General features: G+C 47.2%; 12 protein-coding genes. 10 read left to right on the top strand and 2 right to left on the bottom strand.

Annotation, left to right across the window (positions count from 1 at the left end; translation table 11 throughout):
• Positions 1-56 precede the first annotated feature (56 nt).
• From ACQ5DJ_RS21165 to ACQ5DJ_RS21180, 4 genes are all read left to right on the top strand, one after another.
• The gene (locus tag ACQ5DJ_RS21165) at positions 57-869 is read left to right on the top strand and encodes a motility protein A (protein ID WP_429844174.1); all 813 of its coding nucleotides are present in this window, start codon (positions 57-59) and stop codon (positions 867-869) included.
• Positions 862-1,644, top strand: coding sequence for an OmpA family protein (locus tag ACQ5DJ_RS21170; protein ID WP_429844175.1), 783 nt, complete (start codon positions 862-864; stop codon positions 1,642-1,644). Before ACQ5DJ_RS21165 ends, ACQ5DJ_RS21170 begins: the two co-directional genes overlap by 8 nt.
• 289 nt (positions 1,645-1,933) lie before the next feature.
• Positions 1,934-2,725: a basic amino acid ABC transporter substrate-binding protein gene (locus tag ACQ5DJ_RS21175; RefSeq protein ID WP_429844176.1), complete on the top strand. Its 792-nt coding sequence runs from the start codon at positions 1,934-1,936 to the stop codon at positions 2,723-2,725.
• An 88-nt stretch (positions 2,726-2,813) separates the two neighbouring features.
• Positions 2,814-3,488 (top strand): amino acid ABC transporter permease, encoded by a 675-nt coding sequence (locus ACQ5DJ_RS21180; RefSeq protein ID WP_026043386.1) that lies wholly within the window; start codon positions 2,814-2,816, stop codon positions 3,486-3,488.
• A gap of 77 nt (positions 3,489-3,565) precedes the next feature.
• Here ACQ5DJ_RS21180 and ACQ5DJ_RS21185 read toward each other — a convergent pair whose 3' ends face one another.
• Positions 3,566-4,618, bottom strand: a complete 1,053-nt coding sequence (locus tag ACQ5DJ_RS21185; RefSeq protein ID WP_429844177.1) for an HD-GYP domain-containing protein — start codon at positions 4,616-4,618, stop codon at positions 3,566-3,568.
• A gap of 209 nt (positions 4,619-4,827) precedes the next feature.
• Here ACQ5DJ_RS21185 and hpf point away from each other — a divergent pair, with 209 nt between their 5' ends.
• The 4 genes from hpf to prfB all read left to right on the top strand — a co-directional run bounded on the left by hpf (position 4,828) and on the right by prfB (position 10,046).
• Positions 4,828-5,391: a ribosome hibernation-promoting factor, HPF/YfiA family gene (gene hpf / locus ACQ5DJ_RS21190; RefSeq protein WP_429844178.1), complete on the top strand. Its 564-nt coding sequence runs from the start codon at positions 4,828-4,830 to the stop codon at positions 5,389-5,391.
• Positions 5,392-5,589: 198 nt separating this feature from the next.
• Positions 5,590-8,109 carry a preprotein translocase subunit SecA gene (gene secA, locus ACQ5DJ_RS21195; RefSeq protein WP_429844179.1) on the top strand — a complete coding sequence of 840 codons (2,520 nt, stop codon included), beginning with the start codon at positions 5,590-5,592 and terminating at the stop codon, positions 8,107-8,109.
• Between the two features lie 247 nt (positions 8,110-8,356).
• On the top strand, positions 8,357-8,818 hold the full coding sequence (locus tag ACQ5DJ_RS21200) for a hypothetical protein (RefSeq protein ID WP_429844180.1): 462 nt from the start codon (positions 8,357-8,359) through the stop codon (positions 8,816-8,818).
• 114 nt (positions 8,819-8,932) lie between these two features.
• Positions 8,933-10,046, top strand: a protein-coding gene (prfB, locus tag ACQ5DJ_RS21205) for a peptide chain release factor 2 (RefSeq protein ID WP_429844181.1) whose coding sequence is annotated in 2 segments (ribosomal slippage) — positions 8,933-9,013 and positions 9,015-10,046 — 1,113 coding nt in all. Because the reading frame shifts where the segments join, the coding sequence is not laid out codon by codon here.
• On the opposite strand, the gene ACQ5DJ_RS21210 is transcribed toward prfB, so the two are convergent.
• On the bottom strand, positions 10,036-11,472 hold the full coding sequence (locus ACQ5DJ_RS21210; protein ID WP_429844182.1) for a PAS domain-containing sensor histidine kinase: 1,437 nt from the start codon (positions 11,470-11,472) through the stop codon (positions 10,036-10,038). The genes prfB and ACQ5DJ_RS21210 overlap by 11 nt on opposite strands.
• Positions 11,473-11,615: 143 nt before the next feature.
• Between ACQ5DJ_RS21210 and ACQ5DJ_RS21215 the strand changes: the two genes are divergently transcribed.
• A complete protein-coding gene (locus ACQ5DJ_RS21215) occupies positions 11,616-11,885 on the top strand; it encodes a YciI family protein (protein ID WP_017252257.1) in 270 nt (89 codons plus the stop codon).
• A 77-nt stretch (positions 11,886-11,962) separates the two neighbouring features.
• A complete protein-coding gene (locus ACQ5DJ_RS21220; RefSeq protein WP_429844183.1) occupies positions 11,963-12,352 on the top strand; it encodes a c-type cytochrome in 390 nt (129 codons plus the stop codon).
• Positions 12,353-12,419 lie beyond the last annotated feature (67 nt).

Below are 12,419 nucleotides of genomic sequence, written 5' to 3' on the forward strand. Positions count from 1 at the left end.
TTCTAACCGAAAAAGTCGATGATTTTTACATTTACAAGTATAAGTAGGTGACTATTATGAATACCACAAAACGCCGCTCACTCGTCTTAATCGGAGCCGTCCTCCTCATCTTCATACACGCGGTCTACCTAAACGGAACCCTATCGGATCTCCTCAACGTAACCGCCGTTGAGCTCGTCGCGCTCTCCGTAGTCATGTCCTATGCAGTGAAACGCAAGCATCTCGACTTGAAAAAAATCTGGCGCCTGCTCATCCACGGCCGGCAAAGCAACATCGAAGAAACGATCAAGCGCTTCTACTATTACGCGCTCGTCCAGAAGGAACAGGGCTATATCGCGCTCGAAAAGGAGCTGCAACAAGAACCCGATTCATTTGTCCAACGCGGATGCTTGCTGGCGATCGAGGGTGTTCCTGAAGAAGAGCTGCGCCTGATCCTAGAGAACGAGCTAAAGGGCGAGCAGTATCGCTACCAACAGTCAGCAGGGTTCTTCCGCCTTATTAGTTTGTTGGCGCCGGGGATGGGTCTGGTTGGTACGCTTCTGGGGATGACGGGTGTACTGAAGTCGCTCTCCGACATGGCCTTGACCGGACACAGTCTGAGCGCAGCGGTCGTAGCGACGCTGTATGGCGCGCTCTTGGCGAATCTGTTCGCGTTGCCATGCTACTATCGCCTGATGGATCTGTACGACCGGGAAATGTTTGAAAAGCGTCTTTTTATCGAAGGGTGTATTGGTCTCCAGCGCATGGAGACACCACGCTTGTTGTTTGAAAAGCTGAACTCATTCTTGCCAGGTGACCAAAAGCTGGTGCTGATTAAAGAAGCAGGCAGCATGAAGGGCACGATTGAAAGGCAGGACCGCTATGCATGACGAACGGTTATACGACGAAAAGGAGCTAGAGAAAAGCTGGCTGCTTAGCTACAGTGACCTGATTACGCTGTTGTTCGTGATCGTGATTATTATCGCAGCGACGCAGACGAAGAGCATTCAGGCACAAAAAGAAGAGGTCCAACAGGAAAAAGCGAGCTTGGAGCAGGTGCATGAGAGCCTCGATTTACTCAATTTGCAAAAGCTGGAGCTACAGCGCGAAGTCTACCAATTGGAGGCTCGTCAGAAGGAGCTCAAAGGCGAAAAAGAAGAAGGCTCCGAAGACACCGTAAACGTGCCGAAGCCGCCAATGGGCCTGTCTGACTCGAGTGAGCACGATATGGAGACGGTACGCAACCAGCTATCCTCCGCTTTGGCTGAGCTGAATCTCGACTACGAGGAGACCGAAGAAGGCCTGCGTATCCGTTTGCCGGAAACGATCTTGTTTACGAGTGGTTCGGCAGACCTACAGGCCCAAGGGAAGCAAGTCGTCGGGACGGTAGCAGGGGTTTTGAAGCGGTTTGAACACAAGGTGCGAATCGAGGGCTATACAGACAATGTGCCGATATCGCGCAGTTCCTACCAATCCAACTGGGAGCTATCCTCGGCGCGCTCGATCTCTGTCATGCGTGAAATGGTGGATGTTCACTCCTTACCAGCGTCTCGCTTTACAGTGGCTGGCTTGGGCGAATACAAACCGCTTGTGGACAACTCCAACGCGGAGAACCGTGCGAAGAATCGCCGGGTAGAGATCGTGATTCTGGGGGAAAAAGAATAATTCATTATTTTCAGATAAAAGCAGGATTTTTATATGCAGGATAGAACTATATCCCGTATATATGAATCCTGTTTTTTTGCTGCTATACCCACTTATTCTCCCCATTCGTTCCCCTTACTTTCGTACTAAAGTGGCAGAATATACAGGAAAATAGTTATGCCCAGCTTGTGCACAAGGTCATGTGGATAATGTGGATAACTCTGTGGAGAACGCAAAAAATCCGTGATTTTCATGTGGACATTGCTGGGGACAAAATGGGCAGATAGAGAGACACAAGGGGGATTTCGAAATGCGTATCGGGACAAATTGGTTCAAATCGCTCGCGTTGGTCGTCGGTGTGGGGGTACTCCTCGCAGGCTGTGGATCGGGTGGTCAGCAAACGTCTGGCAGTGGTGGAGCGAGTGACAAGGTGTACGTAGTCGGTACAGATGCGGCATATCCACCGTTCCAAATGCTTGAGGCTGACAAGATTAGTGGCCATGACATCGATGTAATGAACGCGATCGCGGAAGCTGGCGGATTCAAGATCGAGTGGAAAAACACCGGGTGGGACCCACTTTTTGATGGACTGGACAAAGGGACGGTTGATATTGGAATCTCGTCCATCACGATCACAGAGAAGCGCAAGGAGAAATACGATTTTTCGGACTCATACTTTGAAGCAAATCAACTCATTCTGGTAGCGGAAGATTCTCCAGTGACGAAGCTGGCAGATTTAAAAGGCAAGAAGATCGGGGTTCAAGCTGCGACCACGGGTGAAGAAGTGGTCAAAAAAGCGTTTGGAGATACGTACGAAGGCTTGAAAGGCTATGATGACATGCCATCCTCCGTCGATGACTTCTTCAATGGTCGAGTAGATGCAGTGATTGGCGATAATGGCGTTTTGTCCTACTATGTGAATAAAGTAAAAGATAAGAAGTTTAAGCTGATTAAAGATGATTCCTTTGAAAAGGAATTTTACGGAATTATCGTGAAAAAGGGCAATACCGATGCGATGAACAAAATCAACGACGGATTGAAAAAGATAAAAGAAAATGGAAAGCTGCAGGAAATTTACACCCAGTACTTTGGCAATAAGTAGGCAGCAAAATGGCCGGGTGCGTCCCTACGACGTAGCCGGCGTTTGTTCGCAACATGGCTTGTTGACATGAAGAAGGGAGGATTAGCCATTGGACTGGAGTGTCATCTACGACTATCGTGAACTGTTTATTCGAGGCATTATTAATACGATTTTACTGACCGCAGTGGCTACGGTTTGTGGAACATTTTTGGGGTTGTTTATCAGCTTGGGGAAAATGTCCTCCAAGCGAATGATACGGTGGACCTGTTCCATTTACGTAGAGCTGTTTCGGGGAACCCCGATGCTGGTCCAAATTTTGCTGATTCATTTTGCGGTGATTCCGTCGATTTGGGGGATTCTGTATCCGGGAGCGAGCAGCCCGGAAGCGATTTATTCAGGCTTCGTCGCGCTTTCGCTCAATGCGGCTGCCTATATGGCGGAAATCTTTCGAGCTGGCATCCAATCCATTGATCCGGGGCAAATGGAAGCGGCACGATCACTTGGCATGAACAAGGGCCTAGCCATGCGCCAAATTATACTTCCGCAGGCGTTTACACGAATGCTGCCCGCAATCGGGAATGAGTTTATTGCTCTTTTGAAAGATTCATCCCTTCTGGCAGTAATCGCGACACCGGAATTAAACTACGCAGCCATGAACGTGGCGAAAAGTACATTTGAGCGCTACCCCCCGTATTTAACAGAGGCGGCGGTTTACCTGGTCCTTACGTTGTTCTTGTCCCGTGTAGTCGTGAGAGGACTAGAGAAAAAATATTCCACACGGTGATGGAAGTTATAAACGAAATAATAGCAAAATCCCCCTGTTTCCTTGATCGGACAGGGGGATTCGTTTTTTCAACGTATTTAACTGATCATTCTCTGAATGCGTAGGGAACGCTGCAGTCTCAGGTCTATAAAATCATTACCTCTACGAACGAGAGGGCGCATAGGTTCATCAGTATGAATCATAATGATTTCGACTTGGTCGCCATTGCTCAAAAGCGCATGGGAACCGATGTAAAGTAAGATAATGTAATGGATAAAACGAGAGACAATCATCGGATTTAATTTGCCTGTGCAAGCTAACTCCCACAGAACATTCGCTGCTTCAAAGGGAGAGGTTCCCTTCCGATACACGCGATCTGCGCATATCGCATCAAATACGTCTGCGACACTGATGATTTGGCATTCAAGAGGGATGCCATCTTTTTTTCGTCCGAGGGGATATCCACTTCCATCCCAACGTTCGTGGTGCATCAGAGCACATTGTGCCAGCAAATTGTCGGCATCGTCCATGGTGCGCAAGAGTTCGTAGCCGTATACGGTATGCTTTTTCATAATCGTATACTCTTCGTCTGTCAAACGCTCTGGCTTGGACAGTAGCTCATCGGGAATTTTCATCTTGCCGATGTCATGGAGAAGACCTGCAAGGCCCAAAAAGTGAACTTCTCGTTGCGGCAATCCTATGATTTTTCCGATTAAAGCTGCCACGATACCTACATGCAGGGAGTGGCGATACGTATAACTATCTGTTCCTTCATTCAAATAAATGAAGCGCAGAAATCTCATGTGATGAAGAACTTGGTCGAGCATAGGATGAACAGCGTCGCTAAATTGTTGCAGTCGGGGGGTATCCCCATTTGCGAGCTGGTTAAATAAATACTCGGTTTTTTGTACGGCTACCATATAGGCCTTTGCAGCCTCTGCCTCACTCCAGTGAAGGAGAGGAATAGGCATTTCGGGTGCTTCCGAGTCAGTAGTAACGTGTACGACTTCCACCTGGTGAGCCTCTAGCAGTCGTATATCAGTTAGATGAAGGGTTGCACCAGCGGGTAGTAAAAGTAGGCCGAACTCATTGTAGACGTCTTGAGCGAGTGTTGTTCCGATAAGTGAATGGGAAGGTTTTACCTCGGCCATGAGGATTCCTCCAGTGCGATGTACGACCGCGATATAGGATGGGATGACTACCTCTCCTATTATAGCATAGGGAATCTAGTAAGTATTGGTAAAATAATGTCGGATATTGATGATTTGTAAAAGATTTGCAAAGATTTTTTTAAGCAGAGTGGAAGGATTATTTACAGAGGTGGCGAATAAGTATGTATAGACGGAAGGAGGTTGGAACCATGAAATTTAACATTCGTGGAGAAAACATTCAAGTCACCGCTGCGCTTAGAGAATATGTCGAAAAGAAAGTCGGCCGTCTGGAAAAATATTTTGAAACTCCACAGCCTACAGAAGTACAAGTCACCATGCATGTACATCGCGGAGAGGGCACGATCGAGGTAACTATCCCACTGAGTGGGGTCATTATCCGAGCAGAGGAAACGCACGAAGATATGTATGCTGCTATCGATCTGGTAGTAGAAAAGCTGGAACGTCAGATTCGCAAACACAAAACGAAGCTGATGCGGAAACTTCGGGTTGATTCGACAGGAAGAATCGCACAGCGTGAGAGTCAACCAGTAGCAGTCATGATCCCGGATGTGGATGAGGATGATATGGACATAGACATCGATATCGTTCGAACCAAACGCTTCGATCTGAAGCCGATGGATGCACAGGAAGCGGTCATGCAGATGGATATGCTGGGGCACAACTTCTTCGTTTTCCAAAACAGTGACACCAATGACGTCAGTGTGGTGTATCGCCGCAATGATGGGCGTTACGGATTGATTGAACCAAAATAACGAAACTTTACACATTCTCATTCGTATAAGACTAGGGAGTTGCTATTGGCAACTCCCTTTACTTGTGTAGTGGATGCTCTATTTGATAAAATATCTTTTTAGAAAGTATTATTTTCGTAGAATCGGTATCCTTTTTTATTATCTGGACTCATGCCGGCTGTGCATTTTTGTTTGGCAGTATATGGAAGGGGTGTCCTCATGTTAGGACTCGTTAAAAAGATATTCGGCGATAGCAATGAACGTGAAGTAAAGAAAATGTTTAAGCGTGTGGAAAGTATCAACGCGCTGGAACCAACGATTAAGGAACTCTCGGATGACCAATTGCGGGAGAAGACAGCTGAGTTTAAGGCTCGCTTGGCAAATGGAGAAGAACTGGACAAAATTTTGAATGAAGCGTTTGCCGTTGTACGTGAAGCATCGATCCGTGTACTGGGCATGCGTCACTTCGACGTCCAAATGATTGGTGGTATGGTGCTTCAGGAAGGCCGTATCTCCGAGATGAAGACGGGTGAAGGTAAAACGCTGGTTGCGACACTGGCGACATACCTGAATGCCTTGATGGACAAAGGCGTCCACGTCGTTACCGTGAACGAATACTTGGCTGAGCGTGACTCGACCATCATGGGTACGCTGTATAACTTCCTTGGATTGACAGTCGGTTTGAACAAGAATGGACTGAGCCCTGAAGAAAAACGCGAAGCATACGCGTGTGACATTACGTATGGTACGAACAACGAGTTTGGCTTCGATTACCTGCGTGACAATATGGTTCTGTACAAGGAACAAATGGTGCAACGTCCGCTCTTCTTCGCTATCATCGACGAGGTGGACAGCATTTTGATTGACGAAGCACGTACGCCGTTGATCATCTCCGGCTCTGCTAACAAATCGACAGAGCTGTACTACATCTGCTCGCATTTTGTGAAACGCCTGGAAGAAGAAAAAGATTTTACAATCGATGAGAAGCTGAAAATCGTCAACCTCTCAGATGAAGGTGTGAGCAAGGTCGAACAGGCATTCAACATCGACAACCTGTACGATACGGCACATATCACGTTGAACCACCATATTACGGCGGCGTTGAAGGCACAAGTGCTGTTCAAGCGCGATGTTGATTATGTGGTGCAGGAAGGCGAAGTGGTGATCGTTGACGAGTTCACCGGCCGTCTGATGGTTGGACGTCGTTACAGCGATGGCTTGCATCAAGCGATTGAAGCCAAAGAAGGTCTGCGTGTCCAAAGCGAGAGCATGACACTGGCGACTATTACTTTGCAAAACTACTTCCGTATGTACCAGAAGCTGGCGGGTATGACAGGTACAGCGAAGACGGAAGAAGAAGAGTTCAAAAAGATTTACGGTCTCGATGTTGTGGTTATTCCAACGAATAAGCCAGTACAGCGTGTCGATTCACCTGACCTTGTTTTCAAAACAGAGGCAGCCAAATATCGTGCGGTTGTAAACGACATTGTCGAGCGTCACAAAAAGGGCCAACCGATCCTGGTAGGTACCATCTCCATCGAAAACTCGGAGCGCTTGTCCCAAATGCTGAAGCAAAAAGGTGTACCGCATAACGTATTGAACGCGAAGCAGCATGAGCGCGAGGCGGAAATCGTTGCGCGTGCAGGTGTGTATGGAGCGGTTACCATTGCGACAAACATGGCGGGTCGCGGTACGGACATTCAGTTGGGCGAAGGTGTTGCGGAGCAGGGCGGTCTTCATATTATCGGTACAGAACGTCACGAGAGCCGTCGGATTGACAATCAGCTGCGCGGTCGTGCTGGTCGTCAGGGGGACCCGGGTTCGTCCCAGTTCTTCCTCTCGATGCAAGATGAGCTGATGCGTCGTTTCGGTGCGGACAATATCATGAATATGATGGATCGTCTGGGTATGGAAGAGGATATGCCGATCGAGAGCCGCCTGGTTACTCGTGCGGTGGAATCTGCCCAGAAGCGTGTAGAGGGATCGAACTTCGATGCACGTAAAGGCGTTCTCCAGTACGACGACGTGATGAATCAACAACGTCTGGTTGTCTACAAACAGCGTAAAGACATCCTGGAGCAGGAAGACCTCAGCGATGTTGCTTTGAATATGATCTACGCAGTAATGGAGCGTGCAGTGTCTCTGCATTGTCCAAAAGAAGAGGTACCAGAGGATTGGGATCTGCAAGCATTGACCGATGCTGCCAATAATGGATTCCTCCATGAAGAAACGGTTACAGCTAAAATGCTGAAAGGCAAGGAAGCAGAAGAAATTCTCGAGCTGTTGAAAGCAGAAGTCGATAAGCAGTACAAACAGCGTGAAGAAGAAATCGGCGAATCGATTCGCGAGTTTGAAAAAGTCGTCATTCTGCGTGCTGTCGACAGCAAGTGGATGGATCACATCGATGCGATGGATCAGTTGCGTCAAGGTATTCACTTGCGCGCCTACGCACAAAACGATCCGCTTCGTGAGTACCAGTTCGAAGGATACGAAATGTATCAAGGTATGCTGGCTGCTGTTCAGGAAGAAGTCGCTATGTATATCATGAAGGCCGAAGTTAGCCAAAACCTGGAGCGTCAGGATGTCATTCGCGGTCAAGGAATCGACCCGGACAACTTGCAAACTTCTGGACCATCTGATCGTCCAGATCCGGAGACCTCCGGTGATGCTGATCCGAAAAACCGTGCGCAGCGTCGCGCTCAGGAGCAAGAACGCAAACGTCAAAATAAGAAACAGTAAGCAATATGACAAAACATTCTTCTCGTATCGGCAAATTCGGTACGAGGGGAATGTTTTTTTCTTGTCCATTCCTAATGCCTTGACAGTATTCGTCCTCATCTATTCTTCCTCGTCTGATATTAAGGATCTATTTGTCTAACACTGGTAAATGTGATCGAACGATTCAAGTGGTAATTATCTGAAAAATAAATAGAATCGTAAGTACAACACTTTTACCAAAAATTCACGAAGACGGGGGAATGAACAAATGAGAACGTCAGTGAACGTGATGGGGATACAAACGAAGAATATTATGGAGCGCATTTCCGTTACCTTAAAAGCAGTGCTAAAGACAGGAAAAGAAAATAAAAAAGTACAGCTCATTGAAAAGGAGGAGGGAATCGAATTACCGAGAGTCATCTCTGCGCAAGACCCGGTCTTTGAGGACAAGCGACTGATAGAGGAAATTCCAGAGCCGAATTGGAATGAGGCCTTGATCGCACCGCCGAATGGAATGGTGGATCGAACGCGTGAAAGTCCGCTAGCCAAAAAATATCGAAAAACACACAACTGGAAGCGACAAGCCTTCATCAGACAAGCTTATCAGCTGAAAGCAAGCGAAGCTCGGCGTACGCATCTCCATCTGGTTGCCGCACCACAGGCGGAAAATAAACAACCACATGAAATCCGAGACCTGAGATCCTCGCCATCACCACCGGTGGCAACGTGACAAAGGGTAGCGGCGAAGTCCCTTTTCTAAACGTGACATGCTGCCATATTTGCGCATCCGGCAAATTACGTTACAATAAAACATAGCTTACGTAAAGAGAAGGTGATTCGCAACATGGCATTAATCGATATTGCGGACATCAAACAAGAGATGTCTAGCATGGCTAAGCGATTAGCGGATATCAGGGGGTCTCTTTGACCTCCCAGTAAAACAGGAACGAATCGGTGAACTGGAAGAGCGCATGCTGGCACCCGATTTTTGGGATGACAATGATGCAGCGCAAAAGACAATCAGTGAACTGAATGCCATCAAAAGCCTCGTAGAGACGATGGCCAAGCTGGATTCCCAGTACGAGGATCTCCAGGTAATGCTGGAGCTCGTCATCGAAGAAGGGGATGCGTCTCTCATTCAAGATCTGTATGACAGTACGCAGGAGCTACGGAAGTCATTTGAGAGCTTTGAGCTGGAATTGCTTTTGAGTGATGAATACGACAAAAACAACGCCATTCTGGAGCTGCATCCGGGAGCGGGTGGAACAGAGTCCCAGGATTGGGCGGCCATGCTTCTGCGCATGTATACACGTTGGGGGGATGCCAAGGGCTTCAAGGTCGAAACATTGGACTATTTGCCTGGTGATGAAGCCGGTGTAAAAAGTGTTACTCTCCTCATTAAGGGCTACAATGCGTATGGCTACCTCAAATCAGAAAAAGGGGTTCATCGTCTTGTGCGGATATCTCCGTTTGATGCCTCTGGACGTCGTCACACATCGTTTGTGTCTTGCAACGTCCTGCCGGAGATCGAAGACGATAATGCGGTAGACATACGTACAGAAGACCTGAAAGTCGATACGTATCGTTCCAGTGGCGCGGGTGGTCAGCATATCAACACGACTGACTCCGCTGTACGGATTACTCACTTGCCTTCTGGAATTGTGGTGACGTGTCAAACGGAACGCTCCCAGATTAAAAACCGGGAGCGTGCGATGAAGATGCTGACGGCACGATTGTTCGAGAAAAAACGGGAAGAACAAGAGAAAACGTTGGCCGCGATTCAAGGTGAACAAAAAGATATTGCATGGGGCAGCCAAATTCGTTCCTATGTCTTCCACCCATACAGCCTGGTAAAAGACCATCGGACGAATATGGAGACAGGAAACGTTCAGGCAGTCATGGATGGTGAGATTGATTCGTTTATCGATGCCTATCTACGCGCGCAGATTAATCGTTAAACGAAACAGAAGGCTTCAAGGCTTTTGGTATGAAAATCGATACGGTGGTTCCTTTGCCGACATCACTGGAGATGTTGATTGTACCGCCGTGATCGCGAATAATTTTTGAGCTTACCATTAACCCCAGGCCAGTTCCTGCTTCCTTTGTACTATAAAAAAGCTCTCCTAATCGGGGAAGTAGCTCGGCAGGGATACCTTGTCCTTGATCGCTGATTCGGATGACAACATCAGAAGAGCGCTCTACAACCTTGATTGTGAGATTTCCACCTAACGGCATGGCTTCCATGCCGTTTTTTATGATGTTTATGAAGACTTGCTTGATTTGATATTCCTCACACAAAATGAGGGACGTGACTTGCGGAAAATCAGTAAGAATAGATACATTTTTAAGAAGTGCTTGTGGTTCCAAAAGCTTAATGACAGACGAAAGCAATGGCAAAAGGCCGTTGGGAGCAAATCGCAACGCTTGCGGCTTGGCCATTATCAAAAGCTCACTGGTAATCGAAGTGATCCGGTCGATTTCCGATCGCATAATTTGCAAGTATTGCTGATTCGCGAACTCGTCCCCTTCCATGAGTTGAATAAACCCTTTCAAGGCCGTAAGTGGATTGCGAATTTCGTGGGCAATTCCCGCGGCAAGCTCTCCTAGAACGGACAGCTTGTCAGAGTAACGAAGCAATTCCTCTGATTGCCGACGTTCTGTAATATCACGTGCCACAAAAACCGTGCTGAGAATATGACCGTTCGAACAAATGTCAGGTGTTCCTTTCACATCGAACAGCAACATTCTTCCGTCTGGGTGCAGGTAATGGTACTCGGCATCAAGTGTGATCTTCTGCTTCATCATTTGAGCAAAATCGTTCTTGGCGTTGGTTACTTGCTCAGGATGAATCAAGATCGAAAAATGCTGATTGATCACTTGATCAATTGTGAGACCAGTAACGGCCTGAACAGAAGGGGAAGTGTAGGTAATAATTCCATCCACATTTACAATAAAAATCAAATCCATAATGTTTTCGGATATTAACCGAAAGTTCTCTTGCATCTGGTGAAGAACCTCTTCCATTTTCTTTTGCTGCGTGATGTTCGTGGCAATGGAATAGCGACTAATGATTTCGCCGTCTTGAAAAATGGGAAAGCTGGAAGCGATAATATCCACAACCTGCCCGTTTTTATGGAGCAACTGATAATGCTTATTTTTTCGGATTCCTGCAGAGAGGATTTGTTGTTGTTTCTTACTGTCGAGAGCTTCTGTAGAAGCGAGAATTTCCCAAATTTGCATGTGCAGCAATTCTTGAGAGGTGTATCCTACCAATGCTTCACCAGCAGTGTTTACTCCTGTGAATCTGCCCTGCATGTCGAACATGAAAACAGCGTCAGGATTGTTGTGGAAGAGAGATGTATATAACTGTATCTGCGTGCCCATACCTATCCGCCTCTCTGTTGCTACTTGCTACCTTTGAATCGTTCGCTGTAGAAAGGAAAAATCCTACCAGACCAAAGTCCGTATTCATAATTATGTTATACTTCATGAAAGAGCAAGGTCATGAAAAAGGAGAGAAACCGTCCATGTTGTATGCCGCATTTTTGCCAATCGTGAATCAAGAGCTGAATGCTCAAGTAAGACCTGCGCATCTTACGTATATCAATGATTTGTACAAGCAGGGAAAAGTGATCATGGCAGGACCCTTCACAGATAAGCTTGGCGGATTAGTTATTTATAAAGCGGATTCTCTGGAAGAAGCTCGCAAATTGGCTGAGGCTGATCCAGTTGTCGTGGAAGGCGCACGGACGTTGGAGTTACGTGAATGGAGCCCGCTAGAGTTTCCTTTGTCCTAAATTGGTTATCGTAAGAATGAGAAGTGGTAGTCGGAGGCATACTTAGCGAAGAAATCCGATTAAAGGAGGGAACAGCCTTGAAACGTATTCCACTCGTTTTGACAGCGGCTGTACTCGCATTCTCGCTAAGTGCCTGTGGTACCAGCAAGCAAACACAGCCGCCAGCACAACAACCATCAACGGAAACGCCGGCAGCTGAAAAACCAGCGACAGAAACACCTTCGACAACGCCATCTGGCAGCTATGATGCAGCAACTGCAGAAACCATGTTCAAAAATACCTGTGCAGGCTGCCACGGACAGACGTTGGAAGGGGCAGTTGGGCCGAACTTGCAAAAGATCGGTAGTCAGTTGAACAAGGAGCAGATCATGGGCATTTTGGAAAAAGGAAAAGGATCAATGCCTCCGGGTCTCGTCAAAGGAAAAGATGCAGAGAACATCGCTGCATGGTTAGCGGACAAAAAGTAAACAAGGCAACAAACCAGCGCTCGAGCAATCGGGCGCTTTTTTCTTTGGCTTAAAAAAGTTTTTGTGT

This window comes from Brevibacillus sp. FIR094 (genome assembly GCF_050477165.1).
Classification (GTDB): domain Bacteria; phylum Bacillota; class Bacilli; order Brevibacillales; family Brevibacillaceae; genus Brevibacillus.